This window comes from Demequina sp. NBRC 110057, from assembly GCF_002090175.1.
Lineage (GTDB): Bacteria > Actinomycetota > Actinomycetes > Actinomycetales > Demequinaceae > Demequina.
In genome coordinates this window covers 200,462-220,914 of record NZ_BBRN01000006.1, presented here as the reverse complement: position 1 = coordinate 220,914, position 20,453 = coordinate 200,462, and the positions used below count along the sequence as shown (strand labels likewise).

Annotated in this window: 14 protein-coding genes; 5 read left to right on the top strand and 9 right to left on the bottom strand. The window is 70.6% G+C overall.

Going from position 1 to position 20,453, the window contains the following annotated elements; all coding sequences use genetic code 11:
* Window positions 1–81 precede the first annotated feature (81 nt).
* The 3 genes from B7K26_RS11830 to B7K26_RS11820 all read right to left on the bottom strand — a co-directional run bounded on the left by B7K26_RS11830 (window position 82) and on the right by B7K26_RS11820 (window position 2,538).
* Window positions 82–1,305, bottom strand: a complete 1,224-nt coding sequence (locus B7K26_RS11830; protein WP_084079408.1) for a Dyp-type peroxidase — start codon at window positions 1,303–1,305, stop codon at window positions 82–84.
* Window positions 1,305–1,847, bottom strand: a complete 543-nt coding sequence (locus tag B7K26_RS11825; protein WP_084079407.1) for a copper chaperone PCu(A)C — start codon at window positions 1,845–1,847, stop codon at window positions 1,305–1,307. Before B7K26_RS11825 ends, B7K26_RS11830 begins: the two co-directional genes overlap by 1 nt.
* A 103-nt stretch (window positions 1,848–1,950) precedes the next feature.
* Window positions 1,951–2,538 (bottom strand): hypothetical protein, encoded by a 588-nt coding sequence (locus B7K26_RS11820; protein WP_375537583.1) that lies wholly within the window; start codon window positions 2,536–2,538, stop codon window positions 1,951–1,953.
* A gap of 62 nt (window positions 2,539–2,600) precedes the next feature.
* Here B7K26_RS11820 and B7K26_RS11815 point away from each other — a divergent pair, with 62 nt between their 5' ends.
* Window positions 2,601–3,215, top strand: a complete 615-nt coding sequence (locus B7K26_RS11815; RefSeq protein WP_084079405.1) for a bifunctional 2-polyprenyl-6-hydroxyphenol methylase/3-demethylubiquinol 3-O-methyltransferase UbiG — start codon at window positions 2,601–2,603, stop codon at window positions 3,213–3,215.
* Between the two features lie 10 nt (window positions 3,216–3,225).
* Here the strand turns inward: B7K26_RS11815 and B7K26_RS11810 are convergent, their stop codons facing one another.
* Window positions 3,226–4,404, bottom strand: coding sequence for a MalY/PatB family protein (locus B7K26_RS11810; RefSeq protein WP_084079404.1), 1,179 nt, complete (start codon window positions 4,402–4,404; stop codon window positions 3,226–3,228).
* A 118-nt stretch (window positions 4,405–4,522) separates the two neighbouring features.
* Between B7K26_RS11810 and B7K26_RS11805 the strand changes: the two genes are divergently transcribed.
* Entirely contained in the window at window positions 4,523–5,572 is a 1,050-nt protein-coding gene (locus B7K26_RS11805; protein ID WP_143340697.1) for a hypothetical protein, read from the top strand.
* Window positions 5,573–5,578: 6 nt separating this feature from the next.
* Here the strand turns inward: B7K26_RS11805 and B7K26_RS11800 are convergent, their stop codons facing one another.
* Window positions 5,579–6,418, bottom strand: a complete 840-nt coding sequence (locus B7K26_RS11800) for a RimK family alpha-L-glutamate ligase (protein ID WP_084079402.1) — start codon at window positions 6,416–6,418, stop codon at window positions 5,579–5,581.
* Window positions 6,419–6,738: 320 nt separating this feature from the next.
* On the opposite strand from B7K26_RS11800, the gene B7K26_RS11795 reads away from it, so the two are divergent.
* Window positions 6,739–7,281, top strand: coding sequence for a sigma-70 family RNA polymerase sigma factor (locus B7K26_RS11795; RefSeq protein WP_084079401.1), 543 nt, complete (start codon window positions 6,739–6,741; stop codon window positions 7,279–7,281).
* Window positions 7,278–8,543, top strand: a complete 1,266-nt coding sequence (locus tag B7K26_RS11790) for a hypothetical protein (RefSeq protein WP_143340696.1) — start codon at window positions 7,278–7,280, stop codon at window positions 8,541–8,543. The genes B7K26_RS11795 and B7K26_RS11790 overlap by 4 nt, the downstream gene beginning before the upstream one ends.
* A 1-nt stretch (window position 8,544) precedes the next feature.
* On the opposite strand, the gene B7K26_RS11785 is transcribed toward B7K26_RS11790, so the two are convergent.
* The 4 genes from B7K26_RS11785 to B7K26_RS11770 are packed head-to-tail and all read right to left on the bottom strand — an operon-like array spanning window position 8,545 to window position 12,208.
* Window positions 8,545–9,822 (bottom strand): MFS transporter, encoded by a 1,278-nt coding sequence (locus tag B7K26_RS11785; protein WP_084079399.1) that lies wholly within the window; start codon window positions 9,820–9,822, stop codon window positions 8,545–8,547.
* An 11-nt stretch (window positions 9,823–9,833) separates the two neighbouring features.
* Window positions 9,834–10,640: an LppM family (lipo)protein gene (locus B7K26_RS11780; protein WP_084079398.1), complete on the bottom strand. Its 807-nt coding sequence runs from the start codon at window positions 10,638–10,640 to the stop codon at window positions 9,834–9,836.
* Window positions 10,637–11,503, bottom strand: coding sequence for an LppM family (lipo)protein (locus B7K26_RS11775; protein ID WP_084079397.1), 867 nt, complete (start codon window positions 11,501–11,503; stop codon window positions 10,637–10,639). The genes B7K26_RS11780 and B7K26_RS11775 overlap by 4 nt, the downstream gene beginning before the upstream one ends.
* 39 nt (window positions 11,504–11,542) lie before the next feature.
* Window positions 11,543–12,208: a TetR/AcrR family transcriptional regulator gene (locus B7K26_RS11770; protein ID WP_084079396.1), complete on the bottom strand. Its 666-nt coding sequence runs from the start codon at window positions 12,206–12,208 to the stop codon at window positions 11,543–11,545.
* A gap of 234 nt (window positions 12,209–12,442) precedes the next feature.
* Here B7K26_RS11770 and B7K26_RS11765 point away from each other — a divergent pair, with 234 nt between their 5' ends.
* Window positions 12,443–20,446, top strand: a complete 8,004-nt coding sequence (locus tag B7K26_RS11765) for a DUF5979 domain-containing protein (protein WP_143340695.1) — start codon at window positions 12,443–12,445, stop codon at window positions 20,444–20,446.
* The last annotated feature ends 7 nt before the right edge of the window (window positions 20,447–20,453 follow it).

The window sequence follows — 20,453 nt, the reverse complement described above, 5'->3', positions numbered from 1 at the left end:
GGTAGCGCCGCTGTGCACGGTCACGGCAACCGCCGCGGCGAGTCCGTGACTCACCCGTGACCGCGCCGTGACCGTTCGCGCTCAGCCCAGCAGGGTCTCGCCGACGTACCCGCCTGGCTCGCAACCTGGCGGGATCGCGAACACCGCTGAGCCGATGGGGGTGGTCCAGGTGTTCAACAGGTCGCCCTCGGCGAGGCGCCGCTGGATGGGCACGAACTGCGCATCCACGTCGGCCTGGAAGCACGCGAAGATCAGGCCCGACTCGGACACCCCGTCCCCGGTGGGGGCGACGTCGTAGTTGTAGCCGCGCCGGAAGATCACCTCGCGCGAGTCCACCGGACGCGAACGCGCGATGTGCGAGACCGGCGAGATGACAGTGTTGCCCGCCGCGGTGGTGGCCTCGAAGTCCGGCTCATCGGCCTCGCGGGTGCCCGTGAGCGGCGCCCCCGTGTGGATGTCTCGGCCCACGGAGAAGGAGCGCGCGACCGGGTCCACCTCGTCCCACACGTCGAGGTCGAGCCGGATGCGGCGCAGCACGATCGAGGTGCCGCCGGCGAGCCAGCCGTCGCCGGCCCACACCACGCGATCGAAGTCGGCGGTGCCCGGCTCGGGGTTGGTAGTGCCGTCCACCTGGCCAAAGAGGTTGCGCATGGTGGTGCCCGACACCTCGGACCCGTAGGCGCGCCTGAACCCGTCCTGGCGCCACTTCAGGGTGGCAAAGGAGCGCGAGTCCTTGAGGAGCATCCGGACGGCGTGCGCGACGGTGACGGCGTCGTCGGAACTGACAAGGATGAGCAGGTCACCGCCCGACCAGCGGTCCTCGAGCGCGTCGATGTCGAAGGCCGGGAGGGCGCCCAGCCAGGAGGGCACCGCCGAGGCTCCGCCTCCGCGCCGCACCAGCTCGGGGCCGAAGCCGAACGTGACGGTGAGGGCGGCGGGCACGGTGGCGAGCTCGGGCTCCGTGTCCGCCAGCGCGCCCTCGCCCGCGGTGAGGCGGGAAGCGTCGTCGCTGAGCACGCGCATCATGCGCGCGAGCGCGGCTCGGTCGGTGTCGTCGTGGAGGTCGAGCCCCAGGTACGTCGCGTGGGAGGCGATCGGGGTGTCGATGCCCGCCTGGTGCTCCCCGTGGAAGGCGACGGTGCGCGCGCCATTGAGGCCGGCAGCGTCGAGCTCCGCCTGGCGTTGGGCGGGAAGGGTCCGCTCCACGCCGAGGGCGACGGCCGCGCCGACGCCGGCGGCGGCTCCCCCGAAGAGGAACCCCCGCCGGCTCAGCCCGCGACCGGTATCAGTCGCGTCGCGAGACATCAGGAATCGGACCCCATGTCCATCTCCATGTCCTCCTCGGGCGCGTAGGACTCCTGGGCGCCCGTGTAGTCCTTGGCGTCGGCGGTGAACTCGAAGGTCGACCCGTCCTCGAAGGTGAGCGTGAACTCCACCTGGGCGCCGGCCTCGATGGGCTCGGTGACGTCCATCAGCATGAGGTGGTTGCCGCCGGGCTCGAGGGTCAGGCTCTCGCCGGGGGCGATCTCGAACCCGCCCTCCTTCTCGCTCATCGACATGCCGCCGGACTCGTCGGACAGCGTCTCGTGGAGCTGGGTCTCGGACGACGCGGGCGTCTCGGCGGACACGAGGGTGACCGCCTCGTCGGTGCCGTTGACGAGCTCGCCGAATGCGGCGGTCATGCCCGACTCGACGGTCTTGACCCAGGGGTCGGTGATGGTGATCTCGCCGCTTGCCGCGGCATCGGCCGTCGCCTCCGCGTCGGAGTCGGACGAGCAGGCGGCGAGAGACAGGGTCGCGATGGCGGCCAGCGCGACGAGGCGCGCGGGGGTACGGACAGCGTTCATGAAAGGCTCCAGTCAGGCAGGGGCAGACCGCCCCGGGGAAAACGGTGAGGGATCGGCGGGCCATGGTGGCGGGCCGATGCGCCCGGCGAGTGCCGGGTTCAGGTCACCTGACGGGAGGGCCGCGCAGGCCGATGCCGCCGGCGAGGACGGCGGGGCGCGGAAGTGAGACGGGGGCCGTGAGGACGACGGCGCGGTGGTGGGCCTGGCGACGAGGCGGCACCAGGGTCCGCACGAGCGCCGCGACGGCGTGATCGAGAGCGCGGCCCGCGCGGGCAAGCGCCCAGTCGAGGCGGACGAGCGCCGCGGTGGTGACGGCCGCCGCCACGAGGTGGGCGACCGACATGACCCCGCCGCCGTGCGACCCGTGGGCGCCGGCGGCGACGGTGAGGGAGCCGGCCTCGAGGTGGTGGGCGTGCGCGCCGCCGCCGAGGGTGACGGACCCCGCGCCGACGACGAACAGCCAGTGGAAGAGCGCCTGGCTCGCGGTGACGGCGAGGCCCGTGCGCCAGGCAGAGACGGCCCGGCCGGCGAGCTGCATGCAGAGGGCGAAGGACAGCGCGAGGGGTACCGCGACGCCGGCGAGGCCAGGCATCGCCCCTCCTCCGAGCACGTGGGAGCCGAGCGCCACGCCGGTGGCGACGGTCGCCGCGACGGCGGCGCGTCCCAGCCTCGTGCCCGTGCTCATGCTCACCGCGGCATTCTCGCACGGGGCGAGTGCCCCATCGGCCGTGCGAGACCTGACACCATAGGCGCATGAGCGACGACGACAAGCCCGACGCCAAGCGCTTCAACTACAACATCCACTACGGAGAGGCGCTGCTTGCGGCCATCCCCGCGGGGGCGCGCACCGCCGTCGACGTCGGCTGCGGCGAGGGCTTCATGGCGCGCCGGCTCGCCGAGCACGGACTCGCCGTCACTGCCATCGACGAGGACGCCGAGTCGATCCGCCGCGCCCGCGCCCAGGGGGAGGAATCGATCACCTATCTCGAGGGCGACGCGCTCACCGACGCGCTCCCCGCGGGGCCCTACGACGTGGTGCTCGCGAGTGCCTCGCTTCACCACATGGACCTCGTCGACGGGCTCACCCGGCTGAAGTCGCTCGTCGCTCCCGGCGGCGTGCTGCTCGTGGTGGGCATGGCCAAGGCGGGCGCGGTGGACATCCCGCGGGAGATGGCAGCGTCCATCGTCGACAAGGGACACAAGCTCTTCAAGGGCTACTGGGACCATGGCTCGCCATGCGTGTGGCCCACTCCGCAGACCTACGTGCAGGTGCGCGACGAGGCGGCCCGCCTGCTTCCCGGCAGCGAGTTCTCCAAGAAGCTGCTGTGGCGCTACACCCTCGTGTGGCACGCGCCGGCGCGCGCCTGACGGGAGAGGGTCAACCGCGGTGGGTCGACGCGCCCATGCGGCGCACGGCCTCCGTGAGGACGTCGGGGTGGGTTGCGATGTTGACGCGCACGTGGCCAGCCCCGCCCGTCCCGAACGTGGGACCCGAGTTGAGGGCCACGCGCGCGTGCTCGAGGAAGTGCGCAGCGGGGTCCACGCCGAGGTCAAGCTCGCGGCAATCGATCCACGTGAGGTAGGTCGCCGCCGGCATCGTGTAGCGCGCTCCCGGCAGGTGCTCCTCGATCAGCGTCGCGAGCAGGCGGCGGTTGCGGTCGAGGCTCGGAAGCAGCGCGTCGAGCCAGGGCTCGCCATGCTCGTACGCGGCCGTCTGCGCGAGCGTGCCGAAGTGCGTGGGGCCGTGGTGCGCGGAGTTGCCGTAATGCGCCAGGTCGTCCTGCGCCTTGGCGCCGCCGATGACGATGGCCGCGGGGATGCCGGCAAGGTTCCAGGCCTTCGACGCCGCCATCACGGAGAAGCCGCGCTCGCCGCCGGCGACGGACAGGTAGGGGACGAACGTCTCGCCCTCGTAGAACAGCGGCGCGTGGATCTCGTCGGCCACCACGCGCACGCCGTAGCGCTCGGCGAGCGCGGCGACACCCTCCAGCTCGGCGCGGGTGTGCGCGGTGCCGCCGGGGTTGTGCGGGTTGCACAGGAGGTAGGCGGCGGCCTCGCCGCCCTCTGTCGCGGAGCGGAACGCCTCCTCCAGCGCGCCAAGGTCGAGGCGCAGATCCTCGCCGAGCGGCGCCTCGGCGATGCGCCGTCCCGCCGCCTTGAGGTACGAGTAGAACGGCGGGTAGACGGGCGGGTTCACGACGATCTGCCCGCCGGGCTCGGTGAGCAGGCACAGGATGTCGGTGTACCCGGTGATGACGTCCGCCACCGTGGTCATCTGGCCGGGCGAGACGTCCCAGCCCCAGCGGCGCGCCGCGAAGCCCGCGAGCGCCTCGGTGTAGGCGGTGCCGGAGGCGTAACCCATGTCGCCCGTAGTGATGGCGCGCTCGAGGACCTCGCGGATCGGCTCCGCCAGCTCGACGTCCATCTCCGCGACCCACAGCGGCAGCACGTCAGGGTCGTACCGGCGCCACTTGGCGCTGGTACGTTCGCGCAGCTGCGCCAGCGTGGGGGTGGTGAGCGGATCGGGCAGCGAGGTCTCGACGGCGGGGACGGGCATAGGGGCCACTCAATCGGACAGCGGCGCGCCGCGCAAGTGGATGTGGAGTTGCCGACAGGACGCGGCGGGGGCGGTGCGCCGTCGACGGCGGGGACCCCGTTCGCCATAGGCTCGTCGCATGCGGTGGGGAGACGATGCGGGCAGGGTTCCTGTGGGTGCGATCCTGACGGTGGCGATCCTCGCCGGCGCGGGCTACGGCGCGTACTGGGCGCTCGGAGAATACGGGTTCCTTCCGGAGTCGGCTCCCGGCGTCGAGGCCTCTGCCCCCGCCGATGCCGAGGCGGCATCCCAGGAGACGCCGTCCTGGCTCGAGGAGTCGGGCCACGAGATGCCGCCGCTCGTGAAGGACGAGCGTGAGGACTCGGAACGCCCCGCCCTGCACCAGGTGGAGGACTGGATCTGGGAGATCAACGATGACTCCTGGAAACTCACCGTGATTCGCGAGGGCGAGGGAGACTCGGACACGTCGCTTGCCGACCGTCAGTCGCTCGTGCTGGTCGCGCCCACGGGAGAGCTGTTCCTCGTCACCGACGAGTTGCGCAACGACTACCGGATGACCGTTGTCGACTGGGATGCCGAGACGGACACCGCGTGGATGCGGCGCGGTGGGCGCCCTGGCCTCGCGCAGGTCACGGAACTGGTGATGCCCACGGGTGAGGCGATCATCGATTGGGACGAGGGGGCCGTCCCCGACGCCAATGAGGTGGACGACGGGGTGGGCAACGTCGAGGTCATCGGCACCCAGCCCGACGGGCTCGAACTGTGGGGCGCCTACGACGAGGGCGGGTACTCCACCGGCGTGTTCTGGCGGGACAACGGGACGTTCGTTGACTCCCTCGTCGACGAGCGCATCGAGCGCGCAGCATCGCAGGGCTTCGGGCCGGGCGACGGCCTCGAGGCCTGGATCGACGCGGAGGGGATGCGCGCCGTCTATCACGGCTCATACACGGACCCCGGTTCGGGCAAGGTCGAGGACGAGATCTGGATCGTCCAGGACCTGTCCGACGATTCGGCCGCCGAGGTGCCCTTCGACCCGCCCGTGCCCGGCTGCGAACCGGTCGACGGGGCACGTCACGGCACCTACGACGGCGACCGCATCGTCGCGGACTGCGGTGGGACCGAGTACCTGCTGGACCTCTTCACCGGCCAGCCGGCGCAGAAGCGCTAGCGGGCCTTAGCCCAGCAGAGCGCGGAACTCGCGCGCCGCGCGGGCGGGGGCGGCGTCGTCCATGCCGAGGAACAGGCTGGGCTCGGTGAGCTCGAGCTCCAGGACCACGGGGCCGTCGTCCGTCGGCAGCAGGTCGACTCGCGCGTAAGCGAGGCCCTCCGGCAGGGTGGCGACCACGCGGTCGGCAAGCGCCCGCTCCGCCTCGGTGGGCTCGCACCTGGTGATCTTCTCGTCCGCGTACAGGCCCGTCGAGTTCGTCATGTCGGCGGACAGGATCGCCGCCTTGCGCGCCGCATGGGAGAAGCGTCCGCCCAGGTAGATGAGGGCCGTCTCGCCCGCCTCGTCGACCTGCGCGAGGTAGGGCTGGATCATCGCGACGCGGCCGTCGGCGTGGAGCGAGGCGAGGTGCGCCGCCGCTGCCTCGGGGTCGTCGTGGAACAGCGCGGCGCCGGCCGAGCCGGCCCCCACGGACGGCTTGACGACCACGGAGCCGGCGAGTGCATCGGCCGTCTCCCCGGGAGCGACGAAGGCGGTGGGGACCACCGGTATTCCGCGGGCGGCGAGGTCGTCGAGGTAGCGCTTGTCGGTGTTCCACACGATCGTCTCGAGCGGGTTCACCAGCCGGGTGAGTCCGGAAACCTTGCTCGCCCACGCGAGGAAGTCGTCGAGCCGCTCGGTGTAGTTCCACGTGGAGCGCAGGATGGCCACCTCATACGTAGACCAGTCGACGTCGGGGTTGTCCCACGCGACAAGCTCGGCCTCGGGAAGGTGGGGAAGGAGCAGCAGCTCGTCCGCGTCTGGCTCGGCGAGGTCGACGGTGGTGACGATGGCGATGCGTGCGGTCATGGCGCGAGGCTACCGGCTGCGAGGGAGGCGGCAGTGCCGGCCTTGGGAGGCGAAGAGATCCGGGACCGGCGCCTCGGGGGGAGGGGCGGGAGGCGCCGATCGCCGGAAGAAGTGGGCTCAGGCGATCTAGTCCCCGGATGATCGCCTGAGCCACGTTTTTGTCGGTAACCGCGGTGTCACCGTGCGACTGATACGAGACTATGACCCGCATCGATCACCCCCATGGGCACTTGGTCCCGCACTCGCCAGCGCGCCGTAAATTCGTCCCCAACCCTCCGGGCAGTACGTTCGCTTGACGGGTATGAGCACAGGGGGACGACATGCCTGAGTGGGAGCCGCAACTCGACGAGTTGATGGCGCGCCGGTACCGCGATCTCGTCGCGTTTGCGCGCATGGTGACGGGGAACGCCGCGCACGCTGAGGATGTGGTGCAGGACGCGCTGGTCGAGACCTTCTCGCGCCGCCGCCGCTTCCCCACCACGCCCGCCGCCGAGAGCTACGTGCGGCGCGTCATCGCCTCCCGAGCGATCGACCGTGGGCGCCGGCGCAGCGCGGAGCGGCGAGCGCTCGCACGGGTGGGCTACTCGGAGTCCGACACGGGCGCGGGCCCCGACCTGGTGGTCGAGCACCGTGCCGATGTCGCGCGGGCGCTCGGCACGCTGACCGAGCGGGAACGTGCCTGCGTGGTGCTGAGGTACCTCGAGCACCTGAGCATCGAGGAGACGGCGGGGGTCTTGGGCATCGCTGTCGGGTCGGTGAAGAGGTATGTGCACGACGGCATCGCCAAACTCTCCACGCAGCTGGGAGTCGACGTGGTGGCCGATGCGCGGGAGACCGCCCGCGTGGAGCAGCGGAGGGCATGATGGACGAGATCGAGCGACAGTTGTCGGCCCACCTGGGCGACGAGGCGGCACGCGCGCCGGGGGCTAGCGCGGACGTGACCGCGGGGGTGCGTAGCCGGGTGAGGCGGCGCCGCACCGTGCGCGCCGCCGCGACTTCGGTGGGCGCCGTGGCGGCCGTGGGCGTGCTCGGCGTGGCCGCCTGGGGCCTCACCGGCACCGCGGCTCCCGAGCCGGCGGGGCCGGCAAGCCACTCGCCGACACCGGAGGCGACGGCATCGTCGGAGGCTGCCGCGTCTGCCACGGCATCGTCAGGCCCTAGCGTGGCGCCGTCCCTCGCGAACGGCGACCTGCCCGCGCTCGCGGACATGCCGGAGGTCGACGACGCGCTGGATCCCACGCTCGTGCCGGACTACCCCGAGGCCTACGTCATGGAGGACTGGATCTGGGACGAGGTGGGACCCGGCTGGGGCATCGGTGTGGTGGCGGCGTTGTACTACCCGCCGACCTACGAATACGAGGGCCAGCTTCCCCCCGCGGTGCTCTACCTGCACAGTCCCGAAGGCGTGTACTTCGAGGTCGCGCAGCTGCCCGCCGGGTGGTGGGACGACACGCGCGTCGTCTCGTGGGACGAGGCAGGCGGTGGGGTGAGGTTGTGGTCCCGAGACGGCGGGGCACGGTACGACCTGCGGACGGGGGAACTCGAGGAGGTGGAGTTCAGCATCGGCGGAGAGCCAGCCGAGGCTGAGACCTTCATCGCGGCCGACGCCGACGGAAACGAACTGTGGGAGGCTCGCAACGACAACGGCGGCGGCTACTACCGCTGGTCCGCCGACGAGGGTTGGGCGAAGGCCTCGACCTGGGAGGACGCGCCGTCGGCTATGGGCCCGTCACAGTGGCCCGGAGTGACCAGTTCGGCGTTGGATGCGACTGGCTCGCGCGTACTGCTCACCACCTCCAGCGCGGACCAGCCCGACGGACTGCTGCCGGACGAGGTGGTGGTGTACGACGTCTCCGACGACACCACGGTGGTCTACCCCGTGACTCAGGACGATGCCATCGGTGAGGTCTACTCGCCGTGGTGGGTGGATGACTCGACCATCGCGTTCGACGGATACCTGCACGAGAATCCGGCCTCGCTTGTGGCGTCCCTGGAGGCGCCGCTGTCCTTCGCGGAGGACGCCGGGCTCACGCCTCCCGAGACGGATGCGCTTCCTGTTGCGGTGGACGTGTATTACGGCGAGGCGACCCCGGCCGCGACGACCGCGCAGGAGTGCGGCTGCTGACCTACGCGTTCGGGGGCACCGGGGGAGCGTCGATCCAGTCGTCGGCCCCATGCAGGGAGGAGGGCGGCGCGTCGTCGCCCTCCTCGCCGCTGGCCCGCTCCGTGCCGCGCCGGATCACCGGTGCGGTCACCAGGGCGAGGCCGAGCATGGCGATGGCGGCGCCCGCGGCCAGCGTGAGGCCGGCCTGGGCGTCGAGGTGATCCACGAGCCAGCCGCCCGCCCACGCGCCGAAGCTGACGCCGACGCCCTGGCCGATGCGGATCCACCCCATTCCCTCGGTGATGTGGCTGCGCGACACCACGCGCTGCACCACCGTGTCGCAGTTGGTCAGCGTGGGGGCGATGGCCACGCCGGCGAAGAAGCCGACGGCGGCGAGCATGACGAGGTTCACCGAGAACGCGAGCACGATCATGCCGACGGTGAGGGCCGCGCAACCGATGATGAGGCGCTTCCACAGCGGCGTGCGCCAGTGGCGCGTGCCGTACAGGAGGCCGCCGGTGAAGGACCCGAACGCGACGACGCCGAGTGCGAGGCCCGACCACCCCTTGTGGCCCACCTCCTCGGCGAAGGCGACGAACGAGATGTCCAGTGCGCCGAACATCGTGCCGATGCCGAGCGCCACGAAGGTGACAGCGATGATCGACGGGGGCACCCTCAGGCCGAGGCTCGCCGTGCCGGAGCCCTTGCGGGGCGGCGGCTCGGTGGCGCGCTGCGACAGCAGCACCGTGAGGCCCACGATCATCGCGCAGGTGGAGACGATGATTCCCGCGCCCGGCCACACCGTGGTCGCGAGGATGGTCGCGAGGGCGGGCCCGCCGATGAAGAGGACCTCGTCGAGCGCCCCCTCGAGCGCGAAGGCGGTGTGGATGTCCTCGTCCGACTCCAGCATGTGCGACCACCGCGCACGCGTCAGCGACCCGAGCGGGCCCTGGAACGACGCGAGGATGACGGCCACCCACAGCACCCACTCCGGCTCGCCGTTGACGGCGGCCCACACGCCGAGCGCGGCGCCCACCACGTGCAGCGACGCAAGGGGAATCATGGCGGCGCGCTGGCCGATGCGGTCCGCGAGCCGGCTCGTGGGAACGGTCTGCAGCGCCCAGCACAGGATGCCGATGGCGGCGACGCGGCCGGCCATCTCGTAGCTGTTGTACTCGATCTGCACCATGAGGATGAACGAGATGTTGAACATCGCCATGGGCACGCGCGACAGCAGCCCCGAGAAGGCGAAGGCGGAGGCGCCGGGGCGCGTCAGGATGGAGCGGTAGGGGGCGAGCACACCCCATCGTCTCACTCGGGGCGATCGAGGACGCCCGGCCCGCTGGGGTCGGAGCCCGTGGCATGCGGCGGCAGGGACGTGCGCCGCGACGTGCGGCGGTCGTCGACGATGAGCCACGCCGCGCCGCCGATGATGACGGCGAGGCCCAGCGCCACACCGCCCGCCACCAGGATGGGCCCCCAGTTCACGGCGGGTGTCGCATCGGCGACGATCCTGATTTCCGGCGTGGTCGCGAGGTCCGCGAGCCCCAAGGTCACCGTGTGGCCGTCGATGTCGCCGGCGGTCGCCTCCGTGACCAGGCCGGGGAAGGTGAAGGTGGCGGCGACGTCCACCGCGGCCTCGGCCAGCTCCAGGTTCGCGCCGCCGGGAGCGAGCGCGGAGAGGTCGGCGCCGTCGGCCCGCGTCACGGTAAGGACGTACTGGCCGTCGTCGTCGGACAGCGTCGCGCTGGCGTCGACGCTCGCGAGCGCCTGGGTCGACGCCTCCGTGAAGTCGTCGAGGGGGATGTCCGTCAGGGTCAGCTCGACCCCGGTGAGTTCGCCGTCGTCATAGTCGGCGAGGGTCACCTGGCCCGGGTGCGCGGCCTGGAAGGCGAGGAAGTCATCGCTATCGGCGATGCCACCCACGAGCGCGTCGACGTCGGCCCCCAGGTAGTCGGTGAGCTGGTGCGCTGCGTCGTCGCTGTACGCCACGACGGTGTGCTGGCTGAACGTGTCGTCGGCGCCGATGGTCGTGTCGACCGTCGCTCGCACGCACCCGGTGAGGGCGAGCCCGGCGACGAGGGCCGCGGCGGCGAGGCGAGGGGAGGAGGCGCTCACCGCTGGTCGGGGCGGTCCTCGTCCTCGGGTGCGGCGGTGTCGTCGGTTGCCGCGGAGTCCCCGGGTGCGGGGGTGTCGGTCGGCTCCGCGGGGCTCGTGGTGACCGGCTCCGTGGGGGCCTCGCCCGGCACGACCGTCGGCGTCGGGAGGGTGGGCTCGGGCGCAAACTCGGCGCCGGCATCGGCCGCCCCAGCCTCGGTCGCGGGCTGCTCCTGGGCGCCGGCACGGCGACGCGTGACCACCACCAGGACGATGCCCGCGCCGACTCCTAGCGCGAGCCCCACCACGAGCACGATCCACAGCGGGAACGATCCGTCTGCGGTCGCCCCACCGCGGGCCTCGATGGTCTCGGGGCCGTCGATGAGGTCCCACGTCACGGTGCGGCCGGAGTCGTCGAGCTCTCCATTGGTCTCGGTCACCTCGCCGGGGAACGTGAGCGACAGCGTCATGCTCGCTTCGGAGGGAAGGTCGCTGAGGTCACCGGCCTCCTCGCCGACAGACAGGGCGCCCTCCACCACGTACTCGTCGTCCTCGCGGGTGATCGACAGTTCGTCGGAGTCGAAGTCGAGCGCCGAGAACGGCTGCTCGTCGAAGGAGACCTGCTTGCCGATGTAGTCGTCCTCGGCGTAGTCCGTGACCTCACCGTCGGGGAAGCTGCTGTCGACATCGCCGAACATCTGGTCGATGAGTTCGTCGTCGGTCACGCCGAGCAGCTCGCCCGAGCCGCTCTCGACCGCCATTAGCATGTCGCCGCTGACGGTGTCGTCCTCGTTGAGCGTGACGTTCATCTCGACCCGGATGCATCCGGTGAGCGCGAGGGCGCTCACGAGGGCGAGGACCAGGGAGCGCGAGGCTGTCTTCATGGCCGCAAGCGTCCCATACGGTGGTGCGACGGTCTAGGGCTAGCCGGACTGCGCGTCCACCCCAGCGCGCGCGGGGGCGTTGGCCCGGTGCACGAACACGTGGAATTCGACCTCGTCCATCGCGGCCTGCGGCACCGGGACGGCGTCGTGGCCGGCGCGCATGCCCTCAAGCACAAAGGCGAGTTGGCGGCGCAACATGTCGCGCTCCACGCCGGTCGGTCGCCCCACGACTCCGGCGAGCGCGAAGGCCGTGAGGGTGAGGTCGCCGCCGGTGATCCCCGGGCGCATCGACCCTTCCGTTACCGCCGCGTCGATGAGGTGCTCAAGGGCCGCCGTGAAGGTGCCGCCCGGCCGGTAGTGAGGGTCTACGTCGTACATGCGACGCATGACGGTGCGCAGGGCGGGGAAGTCGGCGAAGGTGAAGGTGATGGACTCCAGCAGCCCCGCGACGCGATCCCAGGCGGTGCCAGTGGTGGACACTCCCGTGATGCTCTCGCCCAGGCGCGTGATCGCGCGGTCGTAGAGGGCCTTGATCAGGTCGTCGTGTGTCGGGAAGTGCCGGTACGCGGTGCCGATGCCGTGGCCGGTGGCGAGCGCGAGCTCCCGCACCGTGAGGTCCGCGTCCCGCTCGGCGAGGAGCTCGAAGGCCGCGTCGATCAGTCGCTCGCGGTTGGCGACGGCGTCGCGGCGGGGCTGGCGTGGCATGCGGCCATCCTAGGGGCGGGCGGGGCCCCGGAACATGGCCCACGTCGATGGAGCGAGCCCGGTGGTACCAGGCATATTGGGGACATTTCGTTCTCCACATTGGGAGGGTTTGTGCGTTACCGTTGACCGCAAGGGCAGGCGAGGCATGGGGGCACAACGGTGCGGTCAACGAAGCACAGTGAGCGGCGGTCACGTGGTGGCGCGCGAAGCATGATCGCGCGGCGATCTCGCACCATGGCCTCCACCATGGTCCTGGTGCTTGCGGCGCTGGTGACCTTCGCGGTCCCGGCGAGCGCCGAGGGTCCCGCTGGGTTGTCGTTGACCAAGACGGCTTCCACGGACACCATCGTCCCTGGTGAAGAGTTCATCTACACCATCCAGATCAGCTGCGTGTACTCGAGCGCGATCCCGAACTCGGGCTGTACCGATGCGCTCGTCCTCGACGACCTGCCGCCACAGATCCACCTCACGGGTCCACCCCAGGTGATCACCTCGGACAACACGTTCACCACGACGGGCGACGCGGGTGACTCCTCGGTCGAGATCGCCTTCACGACGCCCCTGGACGACCCCGAGGGCGGTGTCGGCATGCTGCAGGGCACCACGGCGACGATCCAGATCCCGGTGGTGGCCGACAGCCTCACGTACGACGATGACGGCAACCTCGTCAACAACACCGCCATCTTCACGGCCTCGAACCCCGACACGGAGCCCGCGGCGGACGATGCGGGAGTGATCGCGGATGTGCCGCTCGTCCTCGACACGGACGTGGAGAAGACCTTCACCCCGGACTCGGCGCTCGCCGGTGTGGGCACGCCCACCACCATCGACATCACCGCGTCGAACACCTCGGAGACGGGCGCCGACGAGATGGTGATCGTCGAGCCCGCGGACCCGACGGCGTCCCCCAACCCCTTCGACTACCTCGCGTTCGAGGACCTGAGCATCGGCGATTTCCCGGCCGATGCCGACCTCGTCCAGGTCGACGTGTACACCGACGGCGGGTGGATCTCGGGCACCCCCGGCACCAGCGCCGCACTTCCCGGCGGCGTCGACCCCGACGAGGTGCTGGGGGTGAGGATCACCTTCTCGACGTCCGACGACAGTTTCATCTTTCCCGACTCGTCGGTCGACATCTCGATCGACGCGACGCAACGCGACGTGGGCGACCTCGCCGAGAACCTCGTGGTCGACAACACCGTGAGCTCCACGGTCGAGCGCGACGGCGAGGACGCGACCGCCACGGGCGACGCCGACTACACGATCGAGGCCAACCTTCCCGACGTCACCGCCGACAAGTCCTTCGACCCGGTCTCGGTCCTCCACGGCGAGACGTCCGACGCGACGCTCACCGCCGGGGTGGCCGGCGACCTCCCCGTTGCCGAGCTGTCGATCATCGAGCCGTCGTCCACCGGCGACCTGTTCGCTCCCGGGTTCGACGACGCCATGTCGTTTGAGGGCTTCGCCTCTGCCCCGGTGTGGCCCGACGGCGCCACGGGCGCGTCGGTGACCTATTACTGCGCCGGCGGCGACACGGCGGGCCCTACGGACTTTGCCGAGGGAGCGCTTCCCGCCGATCCGCCCGCGGACTGTGACGTCGCCCGGTTCCGCATCGACTTCACGGGCGAGATGGAGCCGGGGGAGACCGGCACCGTCGTCGCGACCGTCGGCACCGACGCCGAGGACGGCGCGACGCTCACGCCGCTCGACAACGAGATGACCACCGAGGGCACGACCGACGGCGGCGCGAGCAACACCGCGACCGACGACGACACCCTGTACGCCTATCTCGAGACGCTCACGCCCACCTCCGGCAAGTCGATCGTGCCTAGCACGATCCTTGGCGAGGACGGCGAGTGGACCGTCCTCGAGCTGGCGGGAGGCATTGCGGGCCGCCCCGCCGACGGTGCCGACCCCACCGGCTCGTCGACAGTGGGGGCAGAGACCATCGTGGTCCAGGACCCCGCGTCGCCTGGTTCGGATGTGTTCTGGGACGCGTTTAACCCCGAGCGCATCACGAGCGTGCAGATCCCCGACGGCGCCACCCTCACGGTGAACTACTGGGACGGCGACTCGTGGGAGCCGCTCGTGGTCGACGTGCCGTCGACCGCCTCCCCGTGGTCCTACGACATCGCGGGCAACGCGCCGCCGGGCCCCGACGACATCGGCGGCCTGCAGTTCGTGTTCACCTCCGGGGACGAAGACGGGTTCCCGCCTGGCACCACGGTGCGCCCCAACGTCGTCATGAACTTCGACGGCGACTCGGGCGCCACGCTGCCGCTGAACGACCTCAGCAACTGCGTGGGGAGCGACTCCGAGAGCCCCTCCGGCACCGAGTCGGGCTCCTCGCAGTCCTGCGCCACCATCGACGTCCTCGACCCCGAGGACCCCGACGGCGAGGGCGTGGGCGACCTCGTGGACAAGAACTGGCTGGGCGGCGACCCGCCCACCGTGTTCGCGCGCAGCCACGAGCAGGCCACCGCCCGCATCACCTGGTCCACCGGCGGCTACTCCAACGCCGAGACGGTGACGGTGACCGACGTCCCCGGCCCGCCCGACGACGTCGCCGACTCCGTCTACGACTCCTTCGACCTTGTGAGCGTCGAGCCCATCACTCCCGATACTGACGAATACATCGCGTACGACGCTGTCGAGTCCGTCATGCTTTACAACTCGGTGTCCGGAGACTGGGAGCTGCCGACCGACAACCCCTGCGGCGCGGAGGACACCGTCACCGCGGCGTGCACGGGAACGTTCCCCGGCGTCACCCTGACTGATGCCGAGCGCGAGACCACCACGTCGGTGAGGCTCATCTTCGTGGAGAGCCCCGACCGGTCGCTGTCGACCGACCCGAGCACCCCGCCCGTGGGATCGGGGGTCGCGCGCTCGATCGACAACACCCGACCCATCGACCTCGTGTTCGAGGTGCGTGACTGGCGCCGCTCGGCCCCCGCGGAGCCGGTCACCGGCCACACGCTGTTGAACGACGACACCGACGAGGGCCTCGTGTGGAACGAGGTCAACGCGACCGCCGACTTCACCGACCGCGACGACATCTCGGACACCGAGCAGGACGACATCGTCATCCTCGACGACACGCTCGGCGTCTCTGTGGACAAGACATGGTCCGACAACGAGGTGGGCATCCCGCCCTACCTGCCCACGGACCAGGAGGACTACCCGCACGCCCCCATCTCGCTGACGGCCACGAACTCCTCGACGGCGGCCTCGGTCGACGATATGGCGGTGTGCGACGGCGTCACGTGCCTGGGGCCGTACCCGTTCGAGGAAACGACGTTCGAGTATTTCAACTTCGACGGCTTTACCCAGATCACGATGCCCACCGGCGCCACGGGTGTGACGATCACGCTGTACGACGCCGCCGGCGACGAGCTGATCTCGACCACCAGCACCGACGAGGCCATCGGCTGGGAGGCCGACGAGGTGCCGTTCGACGCGGTTGCCGGGCTTACCGTCGAGTGGGAGGGCCGCATCGAGGCTGGTGCGAGCGGCACCGTCGCGTTCGGCACCCAGCTGCGCAAGGACATGCGCACGTCGGGCACTCCCATCGATGACCTCACCGACCCGGGCACCGTCGTGCCCAACATCGCCTTTGCCCAGGTGGACGACGCCGGGCGCGACACCGACGTCCAGCCGGACCCGCCGGTCGACGACGATACGGCGGAGGCGACCCTCACGCCGTTCGAGATCGGCCTCGCGGTCGACAAGACATTCGGCCCGACGGCCGACGACCAGTCCGACACCTTCACCCAGACCGAGCCCGACCAGTCCGAGTTCGTGATGACGCTGCGCAGCCAGCCGTCGGAGGGCGCGCGTCCGGCGCAGGTGGTCGTGTCAGACGTCGACCCGACGTTCTGGAACCAGTACGAGTTTGTGCGCATCGACGACAGCTTCGCGCTCGAGGACCCCGTCGACCAGATCCAGATGTCGGTGCTTGTGGGCCAGACCTTCACGGGCGACCCCGGCGGCGACCTCACGGTCACCGGCGGCATGACCGTGGGCGGCGCCACAGCATCGGCCCCCGTCCTTCCCGGCGGCGTCACCGGCGAGATGGTGCAGGGCGTCACGTTCACCATGAGCCGCTCCGACGGCGAGCAGTGGGAGGGGCCGGTCCACCCGATCCAGGACATTCCCATCGTGGTGCAGCGTCGCGACGAGATGCTCTCGGGCGGCGAGGTGCCGACCGACCTCCTGGGCAACGAGCCCGCGCCGGGCGAGACCGAGGCGGGCCACACCATCAACACGGTGAACGGCGAGATCGAGTCCTATCTCGACACCATCGGCGGCGACCCGCTCGTCATCGAGGCCGAGCCCGACGACGCTGAGGTCATCTACGCGCACTCCATCACCGCCGTCGACGTGGTGAAGTCCCCTAGCGGGTCCGTGAGCCCCGGTGCCGTGATCCCGTACACGCTCACGTTCACGAACACCGGTGACACCCCCATCTACAACCCCGTCTTCACCGACACGATCGAGACCGACGGTGACGGCCCGCTGCTCGAGATCGACCCGAGCGCGACCGAGACGGGCGAGAGCCCCTACGCGTTCTCGTTGAGCGGCACGGATCCCGACGCGGAGGACGGGCTGCCCCTGCCGACGGACGAGGCCGACATCACGATCGTCGAGGCCCCCGAGGGTGGGGCGCCCGAGACCATCACCTTCTCGTTCCCCGACGGCTACACGCTGGGCGTGGGGCAGACCTACACGATCACCATCGACATGATCACCAGGGACGCTCTCCCCGCGAACACCGTGGTGGATAACACGGCGACCGTCGACGGCGACCGTCCCTTTGACGCCTGTAACGGCGAGGACCTCGACCCGGCGGTCGAGACCTGCGACGGCTCCACCTCGGTGACGGTGGCAGCCGGTGGTGCGATCCGCGCCGTCAAAAAGGTCAAGGCGGATGACCCGAGCCTCGGGACTACCAGCGCCGTCGAGGGCGCGGAATGTGTGGCGGACGAGGACGGCTTCTACAGTGCCCCCTGCATCCCCATCACGGCGCCCGGCAGCACCGAGACCTGGCAGCTCGACATCACCAACACCGGAAACGTCGATCTTGATCAGGTGGGCATCATCGACCGCGTCCCCGAGGTGGGGGACCAGACCGCGCTCGAGCACTTCGATCGCGGTAGCGAATGGACCCCCATCCTGGTGGACCCGTTCACCGGCGACGACCACCCCTTCGCCAATCCCGAGGTGTACCTCACGACGGACGCCCAGCCGTGCACCGCCGACCTCGAGTTGGGGTTCGGCAACTGCCCTGACGGCGCCTGGACTCCGCTCGACGAGTTCGGAGACGACTACTCGGACGTGACGGGTATCGCGTACATCTTCGACTTCCGCGCGATCGCGCCGCTGGGTCCGGGTGAGACCTTCACCATCGAGTTCCAGACGCGTACCCCGGTGAACTCGCCCACCGACGGTCCCGACACGATCGCGTGGAACACGGTCGCTGCCGGAGCACGCGTCGACGGCTCCGACGAGTACATCCTCCCCACCGAGGGAAACAAGATCGGCGTCGCACTCGCGACCGGCCCGCTGAGCGTCCTCAAGACCGTCAGCGGCGAGGCGTCCTCGTACGCCCCTGACACGCTCACGGTGGAGCTGGTGTGCACGGTGGATGTCGACGGCGAGCCCGTCGAGGCCCACCGCGAGACGCTCACGCTGACCCCCGGCGTGCAACTCACGATCGAGGACCTTCCCTACGGCGCCGAGTGCGTGCTGGAGGAGGGTGACAACGGCCAGACCGACTCCACGTCCGTGACAGCGACGGTGGACCGCGAGGACCAGGTCCTCCAGCTCACGTCCCTCGATAACGTCTACGAGGAGGCCTCCCTGCTCGTGTCGAAGGACGTCGTGGGGTCGTCGGGCAACGGCGGGGCCGATCCCGCCGATGCCGGCCCCTTCCCCGTCTGGGTCACGTGCGAGTTCCTCGACGAGCAGGTGTGGGCCGACGGCTATGGCCCGGTGCTCGCCGGCGGTCAGGTGCGGCCGATGCTGGTGCTGCTGTCCGACGACGAGGAGTTCCTCTTCACGGGGCTTCCCGCGGGGGCCGAGTGCACGGTGACCGAGCTGCTCATCGACGAGTCGCCCGCGACGGTGTCGATCATCGTCACGACGGCCGACGGCAGCACGACGGTGGAGGACAACGCCGCCGACGTGATCCTGACCCCAGACGACCCCCAGAGCGCGACAGATCCCGGCACCACCACCACCGCCGAGATCACCAACCTCTACGGCGAGACGTCGCTCACCCTCGACAAGCAGCCGGTGGGACCGGCTGCCGACGAGGCCGGCTCCGGCCCGTTCGTGTTCGACGTCGTGTGCGTCTACGACCGGCCGCTGCCGCTGCCCGACGTCACCACCTACGAGGGCGCCGTGACCCTCGGCGGCGACGACTCGCTGACCCAGACCATCGACGGCATCATCATCGGCTCCGAGTGCGTGGTGACCGAGACGGACGACGGCGGCGCCGACGGCTGGCTCTTCGGCATCGACGACGCGACGCCCGCGGAGCCGCAGGTCGACGATGACGGCAACCCCTTCGTCGAGCTCACCGCTGACGAGGTGGACGAGGACGGCGTCACCGTCGTCGCGCAGGACATCTTCGAGCAGCGCGTGCCACTCGACATCACCAAGACCATCGACGACGCGGTGCAGAACCAGGACGGTGTCTCGCCCCCGCTCGGCCCGTTCACCGTCGAGGTGACCTGCACCTACGGCGCCGGCACCGTTTACGAACGCGAGGTGTTCGCCGACGGTTACGATGCCGACAACCCGATGGTCGTCACGTTCGATCCCGACGAGACCGTCACCCTGACGGGCCTGCCCAGCAACAGCGAGTGCGTGCTGAGCGAGACCGATGTGGCCGGGTCCTCGGACACGAGCATCACCGTCACGACGGCGGACGGCTCCACCACCACCCCCGGGACGGACGCGACGTTCACGCTGCCCCCGGTCGAGGACGGCGGCACGTCAGCAGTCATCGAGGTGGTCAACGAGTACCCGGTGGGTTCCCTGCTGCTGAGCAAGGAACTCACTGGCGACGGCGCCGACGAGCTAGGGACCGGGCCCTTCACGCTGCACGTGCGATGTGTGTGGGCAGGGCCCACGCTCGCGCAGAGCGCGGTGGTGTGGAATGGCGACGTGGTGCTGGGCGGCGACCAGCCGCTCGAGACCCAGATCGACGGTATCGTCGCGGGCTCCGTGTGCATCGTCACCGAGCCCGACGACGGCGGCGCGGATTACACCGAGTTCTCGCCGGGCAACCCCGGCGGCAGCCGCAGCGTCGTGACGATCGTCGAGGGCGAGGACGAGGCCGTCGAGGTGGTCGTCACCAACCGCTTCGAGGCGCTCGCCTCGCTCGCGATCACCAAGCAGGTCGACGAGTCGGTCGCGAACGCCGACGGCGAGGTGCCGGACTTCGGCCCCTACGTGGTGTCCGTGATGTGTACCTACACCGACCCCGCCGGCGACGAGCACGACGTCTATGCGGAGGGCCGTGAGCCGCTCATCCCCGGGGCGCCGATGCTCGTGGTGCTCGACGACGGCGAGACCGTCACGCTGACCGGCCTGCCGTCGACCTCGGAGTGTGTCGTCACCGAGCTCGTCGACGGTGCCGCGGCATCGACCACGGTCACCGTGACCACGGCCGATGCCGGCGAGGCCACCGTCGACGGCACCTCGTCGTCGCTGGTGCTGACGGAGGGCGACAGCAACAGCGCCCTGGTCACCAACACCTTCGCGGTCGGGGCGCTCGCGATCGAGAAGATCGTGGGCGGCAACGACGCCGAGGAGCGCGGCGCCGGCCCGTTCGAGTTCTCGGTCGTCTGCACCTGGGACCGCGGGGTCGGCGACCCCGTCGAGACCTGGAGCGGCTCCGTCACCCTGGGCGGTGATGAGCCCCTCGAGACCCAGATCGACGGCATCGCCGCGGGCTCTGACTGCGTGGTGACCGAGACCGATACGGGAGGCGCGGACGACACCCGCCTCACGCCCGCCGGCGAGGACGACAGGCAGGCGACAGTGACGATCGCCTCCGGCACCACCGTGACCGTGAGCGCGTACAACCTGTTCGACAGCGAGGAGCCGCCCACGGACGGCGGCGGCTTCCTGCCGACGACGGGCTTCGACGGCTGGTGGATCGCGATCGTGGCTGCCGTGCTGCTCGCGCTCGGCATCGTCATCGCCGTCGTGACGCGCCGCCGCCGCTGACACCTGG